23 protein-coding genes and 7 pseudogenes are annotated in these 22946 nt (G+C 68.2%); 13 read left to right on the top strand and 17 right to left on the bottom strand.

Annotation, left to right across the window (positions count from 1 at the left end; genetic code table 11):
- Positions 1–122 precede the first annotated feature (122 nt).
- Positions 123–1061, bottom strand: a complete 939-nt coding sequence (locus E6R62_RS35995; RefSeq protein WP_136217671.1) for a hypothetical protein — start codon at positions 1059–1061, stop codon at positions 123–125.
- Positions 1062–1428: 367 nt separating this feature from the next.
- On the opposite strand from E6R62_RS35995, the gene E6R62_RS35990 reads away from it, so the two are divergent.
- Positions 1429–1653, top strand: a complete 225-nt coding sequence (locus tag E6R62_RS35990) for a hypothetical protein (RefSeq protein WP_136217670.1) — start codon at positions 1429–1431, stop codon at positions 1651–1653.
- 353 nt (positions 1654–2006) lie between these two features.
- Here E6R62_RS35990 and E6R62_RS35985 read toward each other — a convergent pair.
- The 5 genes and pseudogenes from E6R62_RS35985 to E6R62_RS35970 form a co-directional block, all read right to left on the bottom strand.
- A pseudogene (locus E6R62_RS35985) lies at positions 2007–2734 on the bottom strand (transposase); the annotation flags it as partial.
- A gap of 768 nt (positions 2735–3502) precedes the next feature.
- Positions 3503–3883 (bottom strand): annotated as a pseudogene (locus tag E6R62_RS41560) (PQQ-binding-like beta-propeller repeat protein); the annotation flags it as partial.
- Positions 3884–4107: 224 nt separating this feature from the next.
- On the bottom strand, positions 4108–4305 hold the full coding sequence (locus E6R62_RS41555; RefSeq protein ID WP_240802098.1) for a hypothetical protein: 198 nt from the start codon (positions 4303–4305) through the stop codon (positions 4108–4110).
- Between the two features lie 60 nt (positions 4306–4365).
- Positions 4366–4653 (bottom strand): hypothetical protein, encoded by a 288-nt coding sequence (locus tag E6R62_RS35975; RefSeq protein WP_136217669.1) that lies wholly within the window; start codon positions 4651–4653, stop codon positions 4366–4368.
- A gap of 369 nt (positions 4654–5022) precedes the next feature.
- Entirely contained in the window at positions 5023–5712 is a 690-nt protein-coding gene (locus E6R62_RS35970; RefSeq protein WP_136217668.1) for an SMI1/KNR4 family protein, read from the bottom strand.
- Positions 5713–6273: 561 nt separating this feature from the next.
- Here E6R62_RS35970 and E6R62_RS35965 point away from each other — a divergent pair.
- Entirely contained in the window at positions 6274–6804 is a 531-nt protein-coding gene (locus E6R62_RS35965) for a hypothetical protein (RefSeq protein ID WP_136217667.1), read from the top strand.
- On the opposite strand, the pseudogene E6R62_RS35960 reads toward E6R62_RS35965, so the two are convergent.
- From E6R62_RS35960 to E6R62_RS35945, 4 genes and pseudogenes are all read right to left on the bottom strand, one after another.
- Positions 6767–7096 (bottom strand): annotated as a pseudogene (locus E6R62_RS35960) (IS110 family transposase); the annotation flags it as partial. The gene E6R62_RS35965 and the pseudogene E6R62_RS35960 overlap by 38 nt on opposite strands.
- A 712-nt stretch (positions 7097–7808) precedes the next feature.
- Positions 7809–8267 (bottom strand): hypothetical protein, encoded by a 459-nt coding sequence (locus E6R62_RS35955; RefSeq protein WP_136217666.1) that lies wholly within the window; start codon positions 8265–8267, stop codon positions 7809–7811.
- A gap of 75 nt (positions 8268–8342) precedes the next feature.
- A complete protein-coding gene (locus E6R62_RS42335; RefSeq protein ID WP_136217665.1) occupies positions 8343–8606 on the bottom strand; it encodes a nucleic acid/nucleotide deaminase domain-containing protein in 264 nt (87 codons plus the stop codon).
- Positions 8555–8731: a hypothetical protein gene (locus tag E6R62_RS35945; protein WP_240802097.1), complete on the bottom strand. Its 177-nt coding sequence runs from the start codon at positions 8729–8731 to the stop codon at positions 8555–8557. The genes E6R62_RS42335 and E6R62_RS35945 overlap by 52 nt, the downstream gene beginning before the upstream one ends.
- A 389-nt stretch (positions 8732–9120) precedes the next feature.
- Between E6R62_RS35945 and E6R62_RS35940 the strand changes: the two genes are divergently transcribed.
- From E6R62_RS35940 to E6R62_RS35915, 5 genes and pseudogenes are all read left to right on the top strand, one after another.
- Positions 9121–9879 carry a hypothetical protein gene (locus E6R62_RS35940; RefSeq protein ID WP_136217664.1) on the top strand — a complete coding sequence of 253 codons (759 nt, stop codon included), beginning with the start codon at positions 9121–9123 and terminating at the stop codon, positions 9877–9879.
- Between the two features lie 281 nt (positions 9880–10160).
- On the top strand, positions 10161–10478 hold the full coding sequence (locus E6R62_RS41550) for a helicase associated domain-containing protein (RefSeq protein WP_240802096.1): 318 nt from the start codon (positions 10161–10163) through the stop codon (positions 10476–10478).
- 275 nt (positions 10479–10753) lie between these two features.
- Positions 10754–11440, top strand: coding sequence for a hypothetical protein (locus tag E6R62_RS35925; RefSeq protein ID WP_136217661.1), 687 nt, complete (start codon positions 10754–10756; stop codon positions 11438–11440).
- A gap of 161 nt (positions 11441–11601) precedes the next feature.
- Positions 11602–12290 (top strand): annotated as a pseudogene (locus E6R62_RS35920) (DUF1524 domain-containing protein).
- 454 nt (positions 12291–12744) lie between these two features.
- Positions 12745–13221, top strand: coding sequence for a cupin domain-containing protein (locus E6R62_RS35915; RefSeq protein WP_136217660.1), 477 nt, complete (start codon positions 12745–12747; stop codon positions 13219–13221).
- Positions 13222–13295: 74 nt separating this feature from the next.
- Here the strand turns inward: E6R62_RS35915 and E6R62_RS35910 are convergent, their stop codons facing one another.
- The 3 genes and pseudogenes from E6R62_RS35910 to E6R62_RS35905 form a co-directional block, all read right to left on the bottom strand.
- Positions 13296–14072 carry an ATP-dependent DNA ligase gene (locus E6R62_RS35910; RefSeq protein WP_240802095.1) on the bottom strand — a complete coding sequence of 259 codons (777 nt, stop codon included), beginning with the start codon at positions 14070–14072 and terminating at the stop codon, positions 13296–13298.
- Positions 13981–14316 (bottom strand): hypothetical protein, encoded by a 336-nt coding sequence (locus E6R62_RS41545; RefSeq protein WP_240802094.1) that lies wholly within the window; start codon positions 14314–14316, stop codon positions 13981–13983. Before E6R62_RS41545 ends, E6R62_RS35910 begins: the two co-directional genes overlap by 92 nt.
- Before the next feature lie 381 nt (positions 14317–14697).
- A pseudogene (locus tag E6R62_RS35905) lies at positions 14698–14856 on the bottom strand (SDR family NAD(P)-dependent oxidoreductase); the annotation flags it as partial.
- 179 nt (positions 14857–15035) lie between these two features.
- Between E6R62_RS35905 and E6R62_RS35900 the strand changes: the two are divergent.
- Positions 15036–15845: a hypothetical protein gene (locus E6R62_RS35900; protein ID WP_368773884.1), complete on the top strand. Its 810-nt coding sequence runs from the start codon at positions 15036–15038 to the stop codon at positions 15843–15845.
- Positions 15846–16149: 304 nt separating this feature from the next.
- Positions 16150–17356, top strand: a pseudogene (locus tag E6R62_RS35890) (DNA polymerase III subunit alpha); the annotation flags it as partial.
- Here E6R62_RS35890 and E6R62_RS40040 read toward each other — a convergent pair.
- Positions 17329–17667 carry a hypothetical protein gene (locus E6R62_RS40040; protein ID WP_168714291.1) on the bottom strand — a complete coding sequence of 113 codons (339 nt, stop codon included), beginning with the start codon at positions 17665–17667 and terminating at the stop codon, positions 17329–17331. The pseudogene E6R62_RS35890 and the gene E6R62_RS40040 overlap by 28 nt on opposite strands.
- Positions 17668–18115: 448 nt before the next feature.
- On the opposite strand from E6R62_RS40040, the gene E6R62_RS35875 reads away from it, so the two are divergent.
- The 3 genes from E6R62_RS35875 to E6R62_RS35865 all read left to right on the top strand — a co-directional run bounded on the left by E6R62_RS35875 (position 18116) and on the right by E6R62_RS35865 (position 20052).
- The gene (locus E6R62_RS35875) at positions 18116–18412 is read left to right on the top strand and encodes a helix-turn-helix domain-containing protein (RefSeq protein ID WP_206308953.1); all 297 of its coding nucleotides are present in this window, start codon (positions 18116–18118) and stop codon (positions 18410–18412) included.
- A gap of 70 nt (positions 18413–18482) precedes the next feature.
- Positions 18483–19055, top strand: coding sequence for a carboxymuconolactone decarboxylase family protein (locus E6R62_RS35870; RefSeq protein ID WP_240802093.1), 573 nt, complete (start codon positions 18483–18485; stop codon positions 19053–19055).
- Positions 19056–19758: 703 nt separating this feature from the next.
- Positions 19759–20052: a DUF1330 domain-containing protein gene (locus E6R62_RS35865; RefSeq protein ID WP_136217657.1), complete on the top strand. Its 294-nt coding sequence runs from the start codon at positions 19759–19761 to the stop codon at positions 20050–20052.
- A 304-nt stretch (positions 20053–20356) separates the two neighbouring features.
- Here E6R62_RS35865 and E6R62_RS35860 read toward each other — a convergent pair whose 3' ends face one another.
- The 3 genes from E6R62_RS35860 to E6R62_RS35850 all read right to left on the bottom strand — a co-directional run bounded on the left by E6R62_RS35860 (position 20357) and on the right by E6R62_RS35850 (position 22181).
- Entirely contained in the window at positions 20357–20920 is a 564-nt protein-coding gene (locus E6R62_RS35860) for an HNH endonuclease family protein (RefSeq protein ID WP_136217656.1), read from the bottom strand.
- A gap of 63 nt (positions 20921–20983) precedes the next feature.
- Positions 20984–21421, bottom strand: coding sequence for an MFS transporter (locus E6R62_RS35855; protein ID WP_136217655.1), 438 nt, complete (start codon positions 21419–21421; stop codon positions 20984–20986).
- A gap of 7 nt (positions 21422–21428) precedes the next feature.
- Positions 21429–22181, bottom strand: coding sequence for an MFS transporter (locus tag E6R62_RS35850; protein WP_168714290.1), 753 nt, complete (start codon positions 22179–22181; stop codon positions 21429–21431).
- A gap of 637 nt (positions 22182–22818) precedes the next feature.
- Here E6R62_RS35850 and E6R62_RS41535 point away from each other — a divergent pair.
- Positions 22819–22946 (top strand): annotated as a pseudogene (locus tag E6R62_RS41535) (IS5/IS1182 family transposase); the annotation flags it as partial.

Here is a 22946-nt window from a genome sequence, read left to right as displayed (position 1 = left end):
GGCCGGCCCCTGACAGCACTCGGTATCAGCGGAGCCAGCAACTCCCACTCGGCATCGGTCAGTTCATGGCGACGGATCACGAAAACATGATCCACCATCGAACGATTTTTTGAAGACGGACCCTAGTCGGGGCGCGCCTGAGCTCTGGCCCTCCGAATGGTCACCAACAGGCCCAAGAAGACGATGATGGGGTACGTACCGACCCCTAGCCACGGCACTGGCGCGTCTGTGAACAGCCAGGGAACGGCGAGAGCGGAGGCGCAGGCGGCGCTGACAGGAACGGCGTGTCGGTAGTGGCTGCGCGGCGGGTCGTAGCGGTCGAGGTCGATGGCCGTGGGCGGGAAGACCACTGGCTTGGCGGCCAGGAAGACGCTTTGCCGGGCCAGTTGGGCGGCTCGTTGGCCTGCCTCCGCGCGGAAGTCGGCGTATCGGTCGAAGTAGGCCTCAGCCATAGACAAGGTATCCGCCCCTGTCAGCGTCACCTCCCAGCCGTCGCGCTGCGCCTTGTCGTAGGCCGTGGCGATGTCGTCAGCCAGCTGCTGCCAACCGGTCACACCGGTGAGGTCGGGCAGTCTGGCCAGACCAGCCAGGATTTCCTGCATGGTGGCGCCGTCGGGATTTTTCCGTTTCCTGGGATCAGTGAAGAGCAGCAGGAGCCGGCGCAGGTAGTCGGTGAGGTCCACCCAGCACGCCGCCGGACCGTAACCGATCTTCGGCCTGGCGTTGGGTATGGAGTGGTCCAGCTTGGCCAGCTCCTTTTCGGCGGCCAGTCGAGCTCGCTTGCGAGTAATGTCCTGCTGCTCCAGCACCCCATCAGCGATCGCCTGGAGGCGGTCGGGGTGCTGCTCAGCGATGGCCCGAACCTGCTCAGCCTCGCCGGGCCTTCGGACCAGCAGCCGGCTTCCCGACGCCTCCAGGTGCTGGTAGGCCACGACCCACCGCAGCTCCCAGTACTCGATCTCCTCTGGCGTGGCAGCGCTGGCCCGCAGTAACGCGCGCAACGAGCCGATGGGTGGGAGCCGGTAGCCGTTGCAGGCTCTGGATATCTCCGCCGTGCTCATCAGGGCTCTGGACTCCCTGTACGCGCCGGGTCCCAGCAAAGATCGAAACTCCCGGGCGAACTCCCGCATGTGCGGATCGGGTCCGGCCACGTCCAGATCACTCCGCGGCCTTCCCTGTCGTCTCCCCGGCGCGCCAGCAGCTTCCCAGCCGGTGCCGGAGCCCCCCTGTAGTGGCATGCAGGGAGGCTACCCACGGCTCCAGCACGTCAAAGAAAAAACTCTGACCAGCGGCTCTGCCCTAAGAAATTCCAGGGCCTTGTACTGGCCGACGTGGCGCGATTACGAAGGAGTCTGGCCTGGTCAGGCAGGGTCTCATGACCAGCCGACGGGCCGTTGCTACTCCTCCGATCAGACCGAAAGGGTCACCATGGATAAGAACCGCCAACGCCCACGCCCCGACCGCGTCATCGACCTGATCGTCTTCCTCGCGATCTTGGCCGCCGGCGTCGTACTCACCGTCCTCGACGTCCCGGCTGGCTCCATCGCTGGTATCGCCGCCGCCCTCGCGGCCCTCTACAGCGCCTGGACGAGCGCGCGAGAGCGGCAGCCGCCGCCTCCCGACGACCCGGCGCCGGAAGAGCGGCTCACCTAGAGGTGTGTTCTTGTAGCGGTCTCTCACGGAAGCCAGACAGCCGTTCGCTCTCAGTTCGACCTTTTGAGCCAAGTCCTGGGACCGATGGAGGCCCCGCGTCGACCTACGGCTCGGCCTACGGGTCGGCCTACGCATCGCGCACCGTCGGCGCAGGCCTGACCTGGGTGGGACGACAGGCTTTGCCCCGGACAACCTTCCGGCCCCCTTGCTAACTCCTCAACAATCGCTAGCCGGGCCAGCGCCTGGCTGTCTAGGTCGAGCGTCCTCCCCAGTCCTTGGGTGCGGGCGCTCCACCTCGGACAGCAGCTCGCCCCGGCTTCCGTCGATCTCGTAGTTATGAAGGAGACCGGCAATGAGCCCGTTTTGCGGCGGTTTACGCCCCACAGGCAGTCGTCGCCCACCGAGTAGTAACCGTGGAAGTACCGGACGCCGTGGGTGCGGTGGTAGGTGGCCGGCAGCCGGTCAGGCCGGGTCTGTTCGGCCCAGCAGCGGCCCCGGTGGGCCGGATCCCGAGTGGGCCAAAATCATCGAAGGCGAACACTCGGTCCGGGAAGCGGTCCAGGACGTGCTCGATACGGTCCAGCTTCGTCTCCCGTCCGGGGTCCGGGGACTCCTTGCAGGTCTTCGTGCGTTGGAAGGTGACGCCGCGGCGGGCGAGCAGGCACCGTAACGCCTCGCGGCCGATGCGGATCATCCGGCCATGGACTGTGCGCAGGTAGGCGACGAGCTTGCGCAGCGACCAGCGGGTGAAGGGCTGGCCGAGCTTAACCGGGGGGGTGGTGGCCGTCTGGATGACGAAGTCCTCGTCGCCAGACTTGAGTCGGCGGAGACGGCCTACCGCCCACCGAGGGTCCAGGCAGGCCAGGCCCTTCTCATTGACCGCGTGGATCACATCCCGGGCAGTGTCCTCGTCTGCCTGCACCAGCTGGGCGATCACCAGTACCCGGTTCCCGCCGGCCGAGGCCAACAGCATCATCGCCCGCCGATAACGCACCGAACTCGTGCTGCTCCGGCGTACGACCTGCTGCAGCTTCTGCCCCTCCTGGTCGGTCAGTCTCCGCACACGGACGGGCTCGTCCACCGCGCCTCCAGCGGTCGGATCGGATGTCACCACACATCCAACCGCCACGACCGCCGACCCGGCGAACCTATGCGGCCACAGCACTAGGCCGTCTCTTTCGGATCTTGCCGAGTGGGCTCGTGGACGGAGAGGGCTCCCCGCGCTGGCTGCTGATGTGGTTGGCCGCCGGGCTTTCGTCGGGGTGAAGGTGAAGGAGCCGAAGGTGCCCTTCGCCGCGAAAAACAGCCCGCCGTCGTCGGCGGCGGCCAGCGCGTCCAGGCGACGACCCGGCAAAGAACACCCCTCTACCGTCCGGCCGTCGGGTCCCAACCGCCGGATGCCGCCGTTGGCGTCCCCCACCAGGAGGCCGTCGGCGTACGGCAGTGGGTCGACCACCATCCGCCGATCCCTCTCGACCGACCACTGTGACGTCCCGTCGGTGGGATCCACCGCGAGGAACCCCCTGCCTGGCCGCAGCATCCAGACCGACCCGTGGACGTATCCGACCGCCACGAACGGATCGTAGGATCCGAGGCGGACGGGCTCGTCCACGCCGACCCCGAAGGTCACCAGTGAAGGGGCCTCACAGACCGCCACCACCCGCTGCGAATCCACCGTGACGAACGCCTTCGCGTCGGGTCCCGCGAGCGGGTTCGGCAGCCGCCACCGCGCCAGGTCGCTCCCGTCGGCCGGATCGAGGAGCACCGCCTCGAACCCGCTGCCGGTCAGCACCCCGCCGGCCCACGCGAGAGTCCGCACGGACGCCACCGGCGACCCTGTCGTCCACCGGAGGCTCCCGTCGGCGAGGTCCAGGCCACTCATCGGCGTGTAGCCGCGCCAACCGCCTATCACCACCGTGTCCGAATGGACCGCGAGGTTCCCCGTCCACCTCGGTGTCGGGGCGCTCCACAGCGTCGCACCCGTCCGCAGATCGATGCAGGACAGCAGGTTCGGTGCTTGCGGCAACACCAGCACGCGGTCCCCCACGAGGACGATCCCGCGCGGCCAGGTACCGAGCGGGACGTCCCAGCGCACCGCGCCGTCGGTGCGCTCCAGGCAGACCAGCCGGGTGTGCCGCTCGTGCAGGACGACACAGTCCGGCCCCACGACGAAAGCGGAAGCGCCGCCCCGCTGGTGCAGTTCGCGCTCCCAGAGCACTGTGGCGATCATTGGGCCATCCCACCACAGGCGGCCCCCGACGACGGTGCCCCTGGACCGGGACAACACACCCAGGCGAGTCTCTTCCGGATCTTGCCGGTCAAGCCCGCAGCATCCGATGCCGCGCGTCACAAGGCGGAGGAGCGCCCGAGCACCGGACGCACTCAGGCGCTCCGACAACGCGGAGCGGCTCGGTACCGGGCCGCGCGGGAAGGGCAAGATCCGAAAGAGACGACCTAGGCCATCCACGTAATGCGGGTGATGGTCAGCGCATCGGTGTCGCCCGTGAAGAACTCCACGAGTACCGGGGCGCCCGGGACCGGCAGGTCGTAAAGGTCTCCCCACGAGTCCGCGGGGCTCGCGCCTTCGGGGAGCTGTCCGGCCTCGTGCGCGCCCGTGATCAATGGCAGGAACCGTACCACCGCCGCGAACACCTCCGGCCTTGTCGGCCATGGCCCCGAGGACGGCGGCTGCCTGGTCGGTCAGACCGTGGCTCACCGGTTGTGCGCCAGGGCCGCCAGGACTTGGTCCAAGTCGCGGACGCCGGAACGGTTGCCCGCGCGCAGGGCCGCCACCTCGGTGCGGTCCGCGTCGGTCCGGGTGGAGTCGGCCGTGGCGCGCAGGTGCCAGCGCTCCATCACCGCGAGCTGGTCGTCGCCGGCCTGGGCCGCGAGCAGCTCTTCCAGGAACACCCCCTTGCGCCCCGGGGCAAGAGCGGCAGCGATGGCGTTCGCGGTGCGCGGGACACCGGGCTCGTGGCTGTTTTCCGTTATGGCGCTCACGTCGTGCTCCTTCCGTCGGCACCACCGTACCGGGCCGCCTCGTCGCTGTGACCGAGTACGGCGCATGGCGCCGAAGGGCGCACGGCCTGGCTGCGCGCTGCGGACGGGGCAGGGTGGGGTCACTTTCATGCCGTCGTCCCCTCCCCGCCGTCGAAAGGGACGCAACCCGTCGGGGGGCACAAAATCACAGGGACCCGCACGTCGAGCGCGACAGCTGCACGCCGGCACCCACCCCGCACCGCGACGAGCTCCGCCAGAACATCCACCCCCGGCCGATCCCCGGCCGCCGCGTACGCCCTGGACCCATAAAGGCCCCCGCAACGACAGCTGGACGAGGAAGCCCGAGACATCCTCCGCAGAGCCCGCAGCTCAGTCCGCCGCGGGCACCGGTGCCAGCTGACGTTCCGCCCTCTCAAGCCACGTCAGATACCAGCGCGTGAAAGTCATCGGAGCATCGTGCTCATCGAGGAGCGGCTTCAGGTCCTCGTCATCCGCCCTGTTGTCGGACCAGATTCGCCCACGCTCCGGGCCGCTGATGATCAACCACTCGCGGGCGGCACACCCCAGCGTTGAGATCACGACCGCGCCGACAGTACGGTCCGCCGACCACATCACGGGTTCCCAGCGCTCTTCCCATGCCTCAATGGCGTCATCGAAGTCCTCGATGTCCTCGTAGTCCTCTTCCTCAGGGTGCTCGGCCAGCAGCGACTGGACGGCTTCAGGATCGGCACCTTCACGCGGAAAAGGCTCGGCCAGACGGGACAGGTCAGCCAGATCGGCTCCATCCCCCTCCCACCGCCAGCGACCATGAATGAGTCGTACCGGATACACCCCATACGAGGGCCCGGCACCTCCGGCGCCCACCCAGAGGAGGAAGTCGCGGTACTCCCCGGGCAGCGACACACCCATCTGACCTTCGAGGTCGGCCAGCTCTGCCTGGGTCAAGGGGTCCTCAAGGAAGAACTTGTGCCCGATCGCGCCAAAAACACGGTCACCGGCCGGCGCGGCAATGAGGGACTGCACCCGCTCCCGCACCCCCACCCATATCGAGTCATCCATAGGCCGAGCCTATGCCGCACAGCGAGGCGGGGCCGAGCAGGGTGGGCTCCGGCAGACCAACCTTCAAAAACACGCGCTCATCCCTCCAGACACGCCGAAGGGCCCCGGCACCAGTGGTGTCGGGGCCCTTCGGAAGCACGGCAACAATAAAACCCCGCACAGGGCGGGGTTCGACGTCCGGGCACACGGATGCCCGTCCGAGCCGGACGCTAGGCCATCCACCCCCATGTGGCAACCAACCACCGCTGACCAGGCAATCGCAGCAGGTCCGCAGAGGTCCGAAGCAGAAGGACCTTTCGTAACGCGAACGCCCGTAGGCGGCCAGGCGACTCACATCTCGGTTATGGGGGGGGAGACGGGGGAAAGTCATCGCTGTCCCGGGCGGAACTTCCGGCGGGCCAGCGGCAAGGGCCCGGCGGCGCGGCGGCTGTGCTGGGGGATCGATCTCTTTGTCCGGCTGACGCGTACAAAGACACCTCATACAGTTCAGCCGTCAAGCGGAGTCCGGTCCTCGGCGGAAATCGGGTACTCGCCGCGGATACAGCCTGCGAGGCTGTAGGGGTGACTGAGACGACCCCGTATGACGCCGACCGTGCCCGATTCAGCCGCCAGGCGCTTGCCCGTCTCGTTCTGTGTGATCAGGCAGCGGACGTTGCGGATGGCGCCGCCGGTCTGGTCGCCACCGAGAACGACCCTGACACCGGTCCCGGAGGCCGGGTAAGCCAGGCATTCCAGCTCATCGAACTCGTAGAGCGCGCTCTGGCCTCGGCCGTGATCTACGAACGCGAGCGCGGCAGCTCCTGGGCAGAGATCGCCCAGTATCTGGGCATCAGTCCCGCAGAGGCGGAAGAGCGGTTTGCCGCGAATCTGGACAGCTGGAACACGGCCTTCGACGTCCCCTATCGGCTCGACAAGACCGGTAGAAAGCGCATACCGCAGCTGCCCACGGCAGCGTACGACCCCGCCTGGGCATGCGACCGGCTCGATACCTGGGCCAGGAACCGGCTCATTCTTGTGAACGATGTGCGCCCCGTCAGCTCGGGTCTCGTCATGGCTATGGCGGAGAAGGAAGTCCCGCCAGTGACCCCGTAGTGGCGTCTGCTGGGAAAACGATCGCCTCGTCGAACAGCCTGCGCGCGTGAAGGCAGTGGTGAAGCTGGCCGAGCATCCGATTGAACAGATGCCGCAGAGCCTGCATGTGCCAGTCCCCGCCTGCCCGCCGGCGCCGGTAGTGGGCGTCCGCGCCGGCTGAACCACTCAGGGAGGCGAAGGCCCACAGGTTGCCGACGTGGTTGAGGCGATTGTTCTTCACGAACCGGCGTCCGACGTAGCGGCGTTTGCCGGAGGCCCGGGTGATCGGGGCCGAACCCGCGTACGCCTTCAGCCCTCCAGCCGTGGCGAATCGCCACCCTCGCCACGCCACCACCCCGAGGCTATTCGAGCCCAGCGCCAGCGGGAGAGCCCCTTGCGAGGACCGTTGGTGAATGAGCCAGTTCTGGGGTTCTGAGGCAGGAGGGCGGTGTCTCGCAGTGCCGGTGTTTTCGTCCAGCCGGTCGGGATGTCAGTGGAGGGATGGTTGGTGGGGCTGCCACTTGCCGTCGTGCGTGGAGATCCACTGCTGGCGGATGGGGATGGTGCGACGCATCGGGTGCCTGATCACGGCGCGGTCGTCGGTCCGGACTCGGCGCGGGAGTTGGGTGCGGCGGGTGCGGAGGGTGGGGTGGAGCCAATGCTGTCCGTCGGGGTCGGTCCAGACGGGCAGGACTCGGATCGATGGGTCACCGAGGCGCGTGGTGCCTCCTGCGCCGCACCCACGAACACCTCGCCACCCTGACCCGGCCCCATCGCGATCCCCGAAGAACTCCAGCACCAGCAGCCGGCCGCCAGCAGGAACGCGGTGATGACCAGCAGGGCGCCTTCTGCCCACTCTTCCCCTCCAAGTGGTACGCCCGCTGTGGGCACGAGAGATCATCCTGCCGGAACACCGCTTCGGCTGTCGATGATTTGGGTCGGCATGCTGCGGACCGTACGTGCGGCTCAGAGCAGCCGAAACGGTCCGCCGGAAAGACCGGCGGACCGTTTCGCAGATGTGCAGGTTAGCTCGCGGCGGGACTGAACGTGGGCCGCAGTGCTGGTGGCAAGTCGGATACCTGACCGAATACCAGGACGTAGTCCGGGTTCATGTTGTCGTTCTCCAGAGTTGCGATGATCCCCGCCGTCAAGAGGATTCTGATCAACGCACTTTGCATGTGGAGACCGACCATTCCGGGATAACGGACGGCGCGTGCATCAGGAGAACTCCGTGAGACGAGAGCGTCCACAGCGGCTTGGAGCGGGCCGGCGGCACACCTCCAGCCTACGGATACGGCTGCCGAGGCCGTCTCGGCATCGGTATCGACGTAGACGACCGCGCCTGCCTGGTCGGGGCTGTCGGACTCCCCGTCGCGGAAGGCTGGCAAGCCGGCGCGCTGAAGTGCCTGGACAACCAGGTCGGCTAGCTCGATTCGAATGGCGACCACGTCGGCGGCGGCACGGGTGAACCCGAACTCAGTCATAATGTTTCTTCATTTCTCCTGGTGGGGCGTGGTGGACCTCGCGAGGAGGTCCAGCACACACCCCTGTTACGTTCGCTACTGCTCTTCGGATCGGCTGAACCCAGACCTCCCCCCGAATGCGCGGATCATGCTGTAAAGGAGATCGCCTGAACCCGGTCCGTCAGGGACGGACCATGAGATCGGAGCACCCGATGGCAGGGCGTCTTCCAGCATGGGGCCACACGCCGGGCAGGGACTGCGCTCGCTGTACAGTTCGGTGATCTGAGTCGGCTTGAACCCCTTGGCGGTCAGCTGGTCCAGGATGTGGCCTCGGCCACGTCGAAATCGGCCTCCGTCCATCCATCATTGCTTCCCAGGGCGGCGCCGACCCAGTGGGCGGCGAAGCCTTGTGTGAAGATCCATGCACCACTGCGGCCTTCGACGCCTCTGGCCAGCGACGCGGCAAGATCGAACTCTTGTGTCACGCCAGGACGATATCCGTCCGGCTCGTCAGCCCACCTCGCACCCTGACACGCCGACCAGCCGTTCCTGGAATCCGGCAACTTTCTCGACCTGCTTGATCAACATCTGTTGCCCGCACTCGGCATCAATCATTCTCATCTCACACCAACGAAGCCACGTGTACGTGCACGTTGGTGGAGTTCCCCGTCAAGTTCTTCTGTTCAGTCTCCGTGCGCGAGTAAGGCTCGCCTCGCGTCCGGGACTTGGCCGTGTCTGGCCAGTCTGTCCTTCCATCTGCGGTGCTCCCCGGTTACTGGCGCAGATTGGACTTTCGGCAGTGTCGGACGACTTCCGTGTTCGTACCGTCGCTTCCGTCCGCTGCGGCACGGGCGGCCGATCATAGGATCGGCAAATGATCAGACGACCACCGCCACCTCTCCCCTCCGTGTCCTTCGACGTGCCCGACGGACTCGGCGTCATCGAAGTGACAGGCGACGACGCCGGCAGCCTGCTCCTGCTGGCCGGCGACCCGATGTTTCTGGAAGCCAACGACGGTTGCGGCAGCGTGGGCTGGCTGGCAGCCCGTGCGGGCGCGGGCGGCCCCGGGCTCTCCGAGGTCAAGTACCTCACCGAGTGGCTCAGCGCCCCCGGCCTCGTGCCCGATCCGCGCACCGGCCAGGCCGAGCCACCGGATCCGGAATGCCTGCGCCCGCTGCTGTCGCTGCTCGCCTCCGGGCGGTACGTGATGACGGCCGCGGTCGCTCCGCACCACTTGCGGGTGGTCCACCCGCGCGCCCTCCAGGTCCACGGCTGGTACGCCGACGAGGAGCTCGCGCTGGTGACCACCGACACGTGGCCACCCCACGACCACAGAGCGGTGCGCCGCTACCGCGACCGCATCCGCGCCGGGGGCGACCTGCCGGCGCTGGTCATGCTGTTCCCTACCGCCGAAAGCCAGGTGGGTTACCTCCTCGACGGGCACCACAAGCTCGCCGCGTACGAGCAGGCGGGGGTCCCTCCGATGGTCATCGGGCTGACCCCTCAACTGCCCCGCCCCTTGCGGCGCGACGACCTCGACCGGGCCTGGGCGGCATTCTCCGACAGGGCGCCTCGGGATCAGGACGCCGCGCTGGACAGGGTCTTCTCTTACATGCGGGCGGAATCCGTCTGAGTCTGCAGCGCCCCTGTCCTCACATTGTCGGAGCTACTGACATCTCACCACACCAAAGGTGCTCACCCCGTGGGGCAGTGGCTTTCCGGCCAACGCCGCACCTTCCGGGCCGGACAGATGACCGGTGAGCGGGCCGCCGAGCTGGATGCGCTGGGGATCGTGTGGGACACCGCCGACTCGGGGTCCGCGGAGAACCTCGCGGCCGCGCCGGCGTACTACGAGCTGCACGGGACACTGGCCGCGCCGCGACACGCGACCGCGCTGGACAAGCCGGTTGGGCAGTGGCTGATCAACGTCCGCCCGGCGGACTCGGCAAGGACCCGGTACGCGCCGAGCGGCCGGCGAAGGCGCTGGCCGCGATCGATGAGGACTGGAACCCCGCGGTGTGGGGGTGGACGATGGACTGGCAGCGGCACTACGCCTACCTCACCCAGCTCCTCGACGAGGGGGCGCGGCTGACGGCCATCACCCCTGGTGTGACCCGGCGCGGCGAGGACTTCGGACGCCGGCTCGCCACACAACGCCACGACTTCCGCCGGCTCTCCGAGGAGCAGCAGCGCCGCCTGGCCGCCCGTCGACCAAGCCGCCCGCATGGCTGATCGAGCGCGGCACGGAGCGGGCCGGCTCCCGGTCCGCGTCCACGCCGGAAGCTGCTGGGACAATTCCGAGCAGCAGGTGACGCTGCTCGTTGCTGCCAGGAACCGTTGCAGACGTCGGTGGTATTTCTTGGAGCGTGACGGTTGCCGCTGACCCTGCCTGGGTCCCTGGGTCCCTGGGAGCCGGTGCCAGGCGGCCGCATATCGCCAGGCGATCAGGGCTGCAGAAGGTCAGGGAACGAGCCGGCGCAACGGAGAGGTCCTCCAGGCGAGGGAACTTGGCTGTTACCCTCCGTGTCGCCTCAGGCCACCTCTACGGTGTCGCCCTGGACTACATCCCGCGGCGGGCGGCCAGTGATCTACCCTTCGACGGCAGCGACATCGTCTTGCGCTACATATTCGAACACCACGCGCTCCCGTTTGAGTTCGAGGACACGCTGGAGGTGTGGTCGGTTGCCATCTTGCGTTACCACTCCGAGGACGGCTGTTCGCAGTGCCCGCCCGACGCCAGTCTGTGCCGTTTCCAGGACGGGATACCGCTGGGTGAGATGAGTTTCGTCCGGATCCGCGACTACACCAGGGACCCCGCCAATGCGATGACGCCCGGATTGCACTGGTCACCTGCGTTCGAGGAGCGGATGGAGGTGCCGGCCGGGGACCTTCTGATCATGGACCGGGTGCGGATCGAGCCACCGTGGCGCGGATTCGGGATTGGCGCCCTCGCCGCCGCTGAGGCGATCCGCCGCCTGGCCGATGGATGCTGCGCTGTCGCCTGCGAGCCGACACCCACCGACGGGGACTTCGAGAATGACAAGCCTGGCTACCCAGCAGCTCAGGCCAAGATCGCGAAGGTGTGGGAGTCGGTCGGATTCGAGGCGTTCCACGACGGCATCTACCTCCTGGACCCTGCCCTGAGGCACCCCGTCGACTGCCGCACTAAGTGGCAGAAGCACTTCGGACGCTAGGCCCCAGGTCCAAGACCTGCCCGACCGTCCGCCGCACCGCGCGGGGGGTGCAGGCGCGTTTCTGCGGTGAAGGCGGCCACCCGCACGGGTGAGTTGGCAGCTGCGATTGTGTTCTGGGCACATTGCGGCCCGCTACACCCGTCTGTGTGATCAAGAATCTGATGCTGCGCGGTCTGCCCGCGGTCGCCCTCTGCGCCCTTCCCCTCCTCGCCACCGCCCCCGTCGCGCACGCCGCCCCCTCGGCTGCGGCGGATCCGGCCGGGGCGCGTGCCCCGCTGCCGCTGTTCGAGGCGATCGGCCGGCTGCCCGTCGCCGTCGAGCACCGCGAGGGCTACAAGCGAGACCTCTACAAGCACGGAACCGCGGGCTGAACGCCACCGACGGCTGCGACACCCGCAAGGAAGTCATCCTCTCCGAGGCCGTCGAGGCCGTCGAGGCGCCGCAGGTGGCGGCCGGCTGCAAGCTGATCGGCGGATCCTGGCGCTCCGCGTGCGACAACGTCGTGGTAACGGACGCGGCCCGGCTTGATTTCGACCACTTCGTCCCCCTCGCTGAGGTGTACGACTTCGAGCAGGTGCCGTGGTCGGCGGGCCGCCGGTAGGCGTACGCGAACGACCAGGGGTCGCCGGACACCCTGATCGCGGTGTCTGCCGCCTCCAACCGATCAAAGGCGGACAAGGATCCGGCCGAGTGGCTGCCCTCGGACGGCTCCTACCACTGCACCTACGCCGCGACCTGGGTCGCAACCAAGCTCCGCTGGGGCCTGGCCGTCGACGAGAACGAGCGCCATGCCCTCCTCGGGCTCGCCGAGGACTGCCCCACCACCGTCGCCTACGAGCCCGCCCCCTGACCGAGGCCCTGGCTCCGTCTGCGGCTGTCCCCGCAGGTCGCAGACGGACCGGGCTCGCTCCGCCAAGGGACGGCCTATCGGGTGCTTTGGGCACCGACTGTGCTGCGCCGCTGCACCCCCAGCCTGCTGGCATGCGCGATGCCACGATGCCTGCGGGCCCGGTTGGCGAAATCAACGCCACCATCACCGAAGCCGCGAATTGCCTGGCGGAAGAGATGCACAATACGGGCCGGAGGTGTCGCGCCGACGCTTGGCGGGCGAGACTGTCATCGACTGCACGAACTCGGTCGGCCACACGACCGGACGCACGGAGAAATGTGGCAAAGGGTGACGGCCGCTTGTGCGGCAGCGGCTCACGTGCTCGTGACCAGAAGAGCCCAGGGCTCTGACAACGCTGACGCGGGCCTGCGCAACAACGCGAATGCCTACCGCCTTCATTGACCGGGAGAGAAATATGACCATCAAGGACATCGGGCCGGAACCCCAGAGCTTCGACCTTGAGAAGGCGACGCTCGAGAACACGAACTATCGCGCGGTCGCCTGGTCCGGGAAGTACCTGCAATTGACCCTCATGTCGATCCCGGTAGGCGACGACATCGGCTTGGAGGCCCACCCGGAGACCGACCAATTCCTACGACTCGACGCGGGCCGGGGCCGCGTCCAGATGGGCCACACGAAGGATCGACTCGACTACGACCGGGAGGTCGAGGATGGCTGGGCAATCTTCGTACCCGCCGGCACGTGGCACAACGTCACCAACATCGGTGACGAGACCCTACAGCTCTATGCCGTATACGCGCCGGTCCACCACGCCTCGGGCAAGATTCATACGACATCCGCCGACGCGGAGCGCGACGAGAACTCAGACAACGACGAGCCACCCAGCTGGTCGGTCCAACCTGCCCAGCAGCCATCGGACGAGCACGCCTGACCGGCTCGACGCGACAGCAGCTCCTTGCCGAGGCGAGTTGAGCTGCCCGTGCGGACGAGGACCGATCTGCTTCCTCAGCCCGCAATTGTGTCGCGATTCGCCCCGAACCGGGGTACGTCGCGCGTCGTGAGGTCTGGGCGCAGGCGTTTGAAGCGGCCCGGGTGGCGGTAGATGCCGCCGTGGTCGACGGCGGTGTAGGCGCTGATCTCGGCGACCGGCTCGGGGCGGACAAGGGTCACCTCCAGGACGTCGCGGCTGCCCCACGCCGAGGCGAACCGCATACCCGTCCACGGGCGGTCGGGGTCCGCCGCGCTCAGATTCTCGCCGACCAGGTGGGCCGCTTCCGGGCGCAGGGGTGCGGTGCGGCCGATCGGGCGTAGGCGGTCGTGGGTGTCGTGGCGGCCCAGGAGGAGGAGCTGTGGTCGAAGCAGGGTGCCGGTGATCGCGCCGATGATCGCTTCCGTGGTGTCCCGCCGCCTTTTGTGCCAGCTTCTGTATCCCGGCTGGTAGAGCTGGTTCATGGCTTTGACCACGATGCCTTCGAGGCCGGGGACATCGGTCCAGGTATCCAGCCACTTCTGCGCTGTGATCAGGTCCGTGGTCATGGGGCACAACGTCCACGATGACTTGAGCCTATGGCCGGTGAACAAGGCTTCCAGCCGGAGTCGGCGCTGCCGATACGGATGGCGCAGCAACTCGACACCGTTCTCCTGGAGGACGTCGAAGGCGATGAAGAACGCTGGCAGGGACCCGGCGAGCTCACGCGCGGCTCGCCCGCGGGCGGCCGTGCGGCATTGCAGCCCCTCGAACGACAGCCCGCTGGCCGCGGTGTCCCAGACCGACCAGTTCACCGTCGAGCACCAAGCCGTCCGGCAGCTGCCTGGCGGCGGTGACGAGGTCGGGGAAGCGGTCCTGGATCAGCGTCCGGCGCGGGGTCTGCACCAACAGCCGGTCACCCGGCCCGGTCGGGGTGAACAGCAGCGCCCGGTAACCGTCGAACTTCTGCTCAAAGGCCAGCTCGCCCAGCAGGCCGGAGCCAGGCACCGACTCCACAACCTGCGCCAACATCGGCTCCACCGGCGGCCGCAACGTCACGCCCTTCCACTCCCTCCCTGCTCACGACCGGGATGAGGACAGTGCCTTCACCAGGTCGTCGCGGGTCATGTGCGAGCGTCCCCGGATGTCGGCGGCGGGCGCCCTCTTGTAGAGGTCGGCCTTCGACAGGCCGCTCACATCCTCTTTCGGCGGAGCGGATCCGCCTCTTCGCCCCGTGCTTCTTCTCGCCGGCCTTGCCCGAAGCGGTGACCTTGCCGGACGCGGTGGCTTTGCCACCGGTGGCCTTGGGACTCTTGGCTCGCTCGACGCTTGCCCGCAGGGCTTCCATGAGGTCGACGGCGCCGGTGGGCGCGGCAGCCGGTTCGGCCTTCTCGACGGTGTTGCCGGCCTGCTTGGCCTCGATCAGGGCGGTGACCTTCTCCGGCGGGCCACGAGAGCGACCGCGGCGCCCTGCTCGGCGAGCCGGCGGGCGGTGTCGGCGCCGATACCGCTGCTCGCACCAGTGACGAGGGCAACGGTGCCGATCAGTTTCGAAGCCGTTGGCTTCTCCTTCTGTGGTTGCGGGGCAGGCGGTGTCACACAGGTGAGGGGGCCCGTCGGCCTGCCAGTGCCATGATCGGTGCGGTGCAGCAGCAGGCCCGCTATCCAGCAAACCACCCGCCGACCCGCCGCAGAGGCCCGTACAGGGGCTCGTTCGTCCAGGGGTCCAGCAGTACCCCTTGGCTGCCCGACAGATCCACGGGCGCGCCGTACGGTGAATGCATGGACCGCAGCAGCGAGATCCGCGAGTTCCTGCGCAACCGCCGGGACCCGCCGCGTTCCGGGCCTGCGCCGCGAGGAAGTCGCCCAGCTCGCCGGAGTCAGCGTCGACTACTACATCCGCCTGGATCGAGGCCGCACCCAGGGCGTCTCCGAAGCCGTCCTGGACGCCGTCGCCCGCGCCCTGCACCTGGAACACCGAACTCGCCCAGCCCACCACCACTGCCCGGGCCCGCCGCAAGCGACCTCTCGCCCCGCAACGAGTCCGCCCCGCCCTCTACCGGGCCCTGGACGCACTCACCGTCCCGGCCGTCGTCCAGGGCCGGCCCCTGGACGTCCTGGCCGCCAACCCGCCCGGCTACGCCCTGTTCGCGGACTTCGCCTCCCGCCCGCACTGCGACCGGAATTTCGCCCGCTTCGTCTTCCTCGGCAAGGCCGCCCTCAGCCTCTACACCGACTGGGAACGGGTGGCTGGGGACACAGTGACCGGCCTGCGCCTGTACGCCGGACGCCACTCCGACGACCCGCAGCTCACCGAGGTGATCGGTGAGCTTTCCCTGCACAGCGACACCTTCCGCCGGCTCGGGGCCGACCAAGACGTCCGCGCACACACCACGGGCACCAAACGCTTGCACCACCCGCTCGTCGGCGACCTCACCCTCGACTACGTCGTCCTCGCAGCCGAAGACGACCCCGAACAGAGCCTCGCCATCTACGCCCCCGAACCCTCCTCCCCCTCCGCCGAAGCACTCGGCATACTCGCCAGCTGGACCAGCACCTCCACCACCCCTGCGCCCGCGTCGGAATAGACCCAGCAGACCCGCAATCCGCCCAGCTGATCTCAGCCGGAGGCGCCCGGTCACGCAGGCGCACGCCGGTCTTCACCACGGCGGACAGGGGCCGGAACTCGGCTGTCACTCCGGGGCGGCGGAGCCCCGCACAGTGCGCGTGCCGGACACCGCCGCTCGAAGGGACAGGTCCAGATGGACTGGCTGTTCATGTCAGAGCCTGACCCGGAGCGTGGAGGAGAACGAACGCTCCGATCTCCTCATCAGGTCGGCACTCCGGACGGGCGGTGGGTCCAGTGGATCCGTCCGGCAGAACACCTAGGGCTGGTTCCGGCGCGAGGCCGGCGGCTGCGGCTACCCGCCAGCTGTGCTGGACGAGGTGTGGGAGGTCATCAGGGGCTTCGGAGCGTACGGCTTCTGCCGCGCGCACGCCGTCGCGTTCGCCGTACCTGCCCTGCAGTCTGCGTGGCTCAAGGCCCACCACCGGCCGCCCTCTGCGCAGGTCCGTTGGAAACGACCCGGGCATGTGGCCGCCGCGGGTCATCGTCTCCGACGCCCGCCGCCCCGACGTGCCCGTCCTCACCGTCGACATCAACCGCTCCGCCGCCTACCACCGCACCGAGCAGACCAGCCGGGCGGGTGTGGGGGGCGCGGCTGTCGCTGCCCTCGGTGAAGGTATCAGCGAAGACCAGGTCGCCCGCATCGCCGCCGGCCGGCCCTACAACAGCCTCCAGGACTTCTGGCAACGCGCCCGCCCCGCCCTGCCCATCGCCGAGCACCTCATCCAGATCGGCTCCCTCGACCCGCTCCGCGGCCCATCACCCGCCGCGACCTCCTCCTCCAGGCCGCCGAACTCCACGCCCACACCCGCGCCCGTCCCGCCGACGGGCAGCTCCCCCTCGGCGGCGAACTCGTCACCGCCGAACCGGCCGGGCTGCCGGAGATGACCAGCCGCGAAGCCCTCAACGCCGAGATCAACGTCCTGAAAATCGACGTATCGCAGCACCTGATGACCCACCACCACCGACTGTTGCGCGAGATCGAAGACCATGCACCCAGGGCAGAGGGTGCTGGTCGCCTGGGTCCGCACGTCCACGCAGACGCCCCCGATCCCCTCAGGCAAGCGGATCATCTTCGTGACCCCAGAAGACGGCTCCGGCCTCGAGGACCTTGCGTTCTGCGAGGACAGCCACGACGCCGCCGCCCACACCGTCTTCCACCGCGCGCCTGCTGCTCGTGCGCGGCACGGTGGAGGCCCGCGGCCCGCGACGGACCGTCGTGGGCCAGATGGGGTGGGACCTGGAAGAACTCGCTGCCGCACGCCGCGACCACGGACCCGAAGCCGTCCTACGGTTGCTCGACCAAAGCGAACTCGCGCCCACCCCCGCCCAAAGCCTGGTCCCAGAGCGGAGGACCCTGGCCAACGGGACCACCGGCGCCGCCTACACCCCTACGCCGACCTGCAGCCCGCCGGCACCCGCTCCGCAGACCTAACAGCCCTCGGCTACACCAGCCCCGGAAGCCCCCGGTGAGCGACATGAAGCAGCCCCGAATCCTCCACGCCCACTTCCACCTCCCGCACGACGCCCACCCCGACCTGTACGAGCAGCTCCTCGCCCTCACCCAAGACATCACCCCGCGCGTGCAGGCGATTCCCCCGGACGCCGCGCACCTCGACATCACCGAAGCCCTCCGCTACTGGAAGCGCGACCCCGAAGGCCTCGCTTCCCTGCTGCGGTCGCACCGTGGCCCTGCACGGCGTGCAGTTGACCTGCTCCGTCGCCCCGAGCCGGGTGCCGGGGATACGGCGGATCAAGGGCGTCCCGATAGTGCAGAGCTCCACACAGACCACGCTTCTGTGGTTACTCCCGTAGTTCCTCCGCAGCTCTCTTGTGGCTTTCCGGCGAAGGCCGGGGGGATCGGCCGTCGGCCGGAGCGCGCTTGCGTGCGCAGAGGACCAGGTCGCCGACGGCGAGATCGCCGTTGCCGGATGCGGGTCGCCGGTGGCGGAGGGCGGCCCGCTGCGCGGGGGAAAAGCCGAAGGAGTCCCCGGTCGTCGGCCGACCGGGTGTACGGCCGGTGCCGGCCAGATCGGCAGATCGATGCCCACTTCGGCGCACAGCGCAGTGCATTAACGCCTCACGACGCCATCTCTGTCGCTTCGGAAATAGAATCAATAGAGGCGGGACGGTACCGTATCGGAGATCGAAGCATCAAGAGGGGTGGCGCAGGCGATGACGATGCCCAGGCCGGGCCGGCCGGTACGCGGATCGAGTACCGGGCGACCCCTCATGGCCGCTCTCGACCTGTTCGGCCGCCGCTGGAACCTGCGCATCGTCTGGGAGCTGCAGCACGGGCCGGTCGGGTTCCGCGCGCTGCAACAGCGCTGCGACAACATGTCCTCCAGCGTCCTGCGGCAACGGCTGACCGAGCTTGTCGACGCCCACCTCGTCGCCCAGCGGGCGGACACGACCTACACGCTCACCGATCTGGGTCGCAGCGCCCACCAGGCATTGCGCCCGCTCGCCCGTTGGTCCGACACGTGGGCCTCGACCCTGGGCGAGGACGGCCAAAAACCGATCCCGTGAAGCACCAGCTCTGGCGCTTCGAAAACCGAATCGCTACGGTGCTTCTGAATCCGAATCACCTGGAGGGGTCATGGCTCGCATCCCGGCGCTAGAACCGCCATTCACGCCGGACGTGGAGGCGCAACTCGCCACGATGATGCCCGCCGGAATGCCTCCCATCGGCCTGTTCCGGACGTTCGCCAAGAATTTGCCGATGACCGTCGCGATGAGCGACTGGGGCACGTACGAACTCGGCCGCAGCCTGACTCTGACACTCCGCGAGCGGGAGGTCGTCATCCTGCGCACCTGCGCGCGCTGCGGCTGTGAATACGAGTGGGGCGTCCACGTAATGGTCTTCGCCGAGCGTGCCGAACTCTCGTCGGCCGAGGTCACCTCACTCACCTGCGGCTCCCCTGACGATCCCTGCTGGACGGCCGGCCGTGATGCCATGCTCATCCGGATGGTGGACGCCCTGCACGACTCGTGCGACGTTGACGACGAACTATGGCGATCCGCGCAGGAGTTGCTCGACGAGCGGCAACTGCTCGACGTGCTACTGCTGTGCGGGTGGTACCACGCGATCTGCTTCGCCGCGCGCACCGCTCGCGTCGACCTCGAGCCAGGAGCCCCCCGCTTCGCGGACTTCCCGCCCCGCACTCGATGACACCCCCCCTACCCGGCCTGCCCCGGCCACGACGACCTGCCCGTCACGATCGTCCACGCGTGCCTGCGTGAGGGACGCGGAGGCAGTCCGACGGCGGTCCTGGACGAAACGCCCCGTAGGCGGGCCGGCAGACCGTTCACCGACGGCGAGCGCCACCTCGTGCCTGCCCTGGTTGGCGCCTCGCACGCTGTCTACCTCTCGGATGACCGCGATCCGGCAGACAGGAGGGGGAACAAACAGCCCATGCTCCAAGTGCGCTCCTCCACTCCCGAGACGGAACCGCCCGCGTGCGGTCACGGAACTCTGGCGGCGCCGGCCTTCCCTCTCGGCGCGTACCGGCGGCAGGAGACGTCACGCCGAACTGGGCCTCCGACGGACCATCAAGGCCGGGCCCTCCGCCGGATTTCGTCGTCCGTCAACGTCACCTTCAGGGCGGGGCTGGCGCACCTGCGTCAGCCAACGGGAGAGGACTCGCTACTACTGACCGCTTTGGGCCTCACAGGGACGGTCGCCACCGAAGCATGCATTGCGACACCGGGACGCCCAAACCAGCAGCCGCGGGTGGCAGAGCCGAATCAAGTCGGATCAGCACGTCCTCACAAATCCCCGGTGCTCCGTCGCCGGCATCGGGCATTCTCAGCGTCAATTCGAAGTCGGACATGTTTCGAAGTCGGACATGTCCTGCCGAACACAGGAGGTTTCCATGGCCAAGGGCTACTGGGTCAGTGTCTACCGCGCCATTGCCGACCCTGAGAGGCTGGCTGCCTACGACAAGCTGGCCGGCCCGGCCGTCCGGGCCGGGGGCGGGCGGCTCCTGTCCCGTGGCAGTCGAGTCGTCGCCCACGAGGCCGGAAACACGCAACGCGTCATACTGATCGAGTTCGACAGCTTCGAACAGGCCGTCGTGGCATACGAGAGCGAGGCCTACCAGAAGGCGCTGGTGGTCCTCTCCGACGCCGTCGAGCGCGACTTCCGCATCATCGAAGGCATCGACTGACCGACGGGCTCAGTCATCATGCCTGAAATGAGACAGGCTCCACCCTTGCGGCTGCGGCCCTGGGGCGAGCCGGACGGAGCCTCCGATGGACAACGGACCCGGCAGTGGAAGGGACCAACGCAGTCGCACGATGTTTCTCCAGGGGTTGCAGTCGTCTCTCCGCTCCCGCCTCGGCACGGCCGGAGCGGCCTGCTTGCAGCGGCACCGCGGACGCCATCTGTCCCGGCGCCGCGTAAGCGGTAGTGGGCACAGCGGGCTGGGGGGCAGGCCCAATGGCCCTGCCCCCAGCCCTTCAACGCCCGGCCTACGGAGCGGGGGTGAACTCCACGTCCGTGCCGCCGCAGCCGGCCGCGATGTCCAACAGCCGCTCACACTCCGCCTCGCCGACGGCCAGGCCCCAGCGGAGCTTGGTCGCGGTCCACTCCGCGCCGTACCGACACAAGGCATCCGGCGCCGGCGGCAGCCACTGGGCCGGGTCCTGGTCCGCCTTGCTCCGGTTCGAGCGAGCCGTCACCGCCACCAGCGAGGACAGCTGGCCCTGGTCGGTCGCGTACGCCTCCCGCCGTTTCGCCGTCCACGAACTGGCGCCCGAATCCCACGCCTCGGCGAGCGGGACCATGTGGTCGATGTCCAGCTTGGACGCCTCGGTGACGGTGGTGTCGTCGTAGTACGACCACCACACCCCACCCGTCAGCGTGCACCCGGGCCCGATCTCCGGGTACTCGACCGCCTCGGACAGCAGAACCTCCGCCCTCGTATTGCAGCCGTCCGCCGGGATGTCGCCGGCGTTCCAGTCCTTGAAGCTGGTTCGCTGGTAGCCCGTACGATCCTCCGCCTGGACGGGCAAGGCGGACACCTCGACGCCCATCGGGAGGACCTGCGGTACGGCGTGCTGCGTGGTGGTCTCCGCGGTCGCGGTGGTGGCGCGGGCTCACGCCGCCACGGAGACCGGTTCCCGGCGCCACGGCCTGAGCAGCAAAACGGTCAGCGCGGCGACCGCGCTCAGAAGCAGGAACACAGGCCGGATACTCACCATCGATGCCAACAGCCCTCCGAATGTCGCACCGAGGGGCGCCGACCCGATCCCGACGAACTGAAACGCGGAATTTACGCGGCCGAGGAGTTCGTTCGACACGGATCTCTGCCGCATGGAGATGACCTTCACCCCGAAGAGCGTGCCCACCACACTGCCTGCAGTCATCAACAGCGCGATGACCCACACGTTGTCCGAGAGACCGGGCGCAGCGATGGTGGTGAGCAGTCCCCCGACGCCGACCGCCACCGCGTGGGACTCCCCGAGTAACCGGGAAACCCGGGCCGCGACGGCACTGCCGGTCATCGACCCGATGCCCAGGGCGGACAGCAGCAATCCGTACTCACCCCGTGGTGAGCCGGAGCGGACCGGGACTCACCGCGTACGTGACCAGTAGTGCGGCGTTGGCGCCCGACGCGAAGTTCATGACACCCACCGACAGCGCGGCGCGACGCAACCAGGAATGGCTGGTGACGGCCGACACTCCGATGCGCAATTCTCGCCAGATCTGCCGGGGAGCCCAGGGCTTCTGGGAGTCCTGGTCGCTGTCGGGAGTGGCCGGGACCGACAGGCCGGCGACGACGTAGCAAGCGCAGATCAGTCCGATCACGGCGGCCTGTGTCCGCCCGAACAGAAGTCCGGCCACCGCTGGTCCCACCAACGTATTCGCGACCACCTGGGATACGGATATCCGCCCGTACGCGCTTTCCAGCTGCTCGTTCTCGACCACCTGGGAGACCGCGCTCTGTGAACTCAGGTCGGTGGCCACCTCGGCGACCCCATACACCAGGGCCAGCGCGACCAGCAGTGGGATGCTCGCCAGATCGGCGACCGTCACGGCCAGGAGGGCGAAGGTCGCGAGCACGCGTATGGCGTTCGCCGCGCGGATGATGGTGGACCGGTTCAGCCGGTCGACGAAGACCCCGATGAGCAGGCTTCCGAACAACCACGGCAGGTAGCTCGACGCGACAACGACAGACACCTCGAAGCCGGAGGCACCCCAGGCCAGGGCCAGGAGCGGCAGCAGGACACGGAGCAGCCCGTCTCCGAAGTTCGAGGACGCGGCGGACACCCACAGACGGTAAAACTTGATCACGTTCGACTCCCTGAAAGGTGTCGCCAGCCGCGGCAGGAGGGAGCGCGAGGGCCAGGATCCTACTGTCCTCGCGCAGGAGAAGCCCCAGACCGGCCAAGTCGGCGACCATCTCCAGGACCGACTCCTCGGAGTGACCCATTTCTCGGCTGACTGCGCGAATTGATCGAGGTTTGGTGAAACAGCGGCGGTAGAGAGTGGCATGCACTCCGTCCAGAACCGCTGCGGCTCCCTGGTCCAAGGCGCGGTGAACGCCAACGCCCGGTACCCGTCGAACGCGGAAGCAGGCCTACCGAAGGCCTCGAACCGCGACAGGCGCGCCGCCCAGCCGGGACCGCAGCCGTATTAGGTCGGGGAGTTCCGCCACGTACTTGAACCGGTCAAGGAGAAGGCCGATCCGCTGATCATCGCCCTCCGCGACCGCTGCCGTAATGGCGTCGATGAGCTGTCCCGGGTCTTGCGGCATGCGGCAAGTCTTGCCACTGGCCCGGTCGCCCATGCATGGCCGGAAGGCATGACCGCGCCGCCGGCGCCGAGACGGCCCCGGCGCTGGATCGGACGAATCCCGCTCTCTACGGCTCGGTCGCTGCCCGACGGCAGCCGGGGGCTCTAGGGTCCGTCTTCAAAAAATCGTTCGATGATGGATCATGTTTTCGTGATCCGTCGCCATGAACTGACCGATGCCGAGTGGGAGTTGCTGGCTCCGCTGATACCGAGTGCTGTCAGGGGCCGGCCTCGGGTGGAGGACCGCCGGGTGATCAACGGGAT

The sequence above is a fragment of the Streptomyces sp. A1136 genome (assembly GCF_004795055.1).
Classification (GTDB): domain Bacteria; phylum Actinomycetota; class Actinomycetes; order Streptomycetales; family Streptomycetaceae; genus Streptomyces.
Note: the sequence above shows the minus strand (reverse complement) of the source record. Positions and strands in the feature narration are given on the sequence as shown.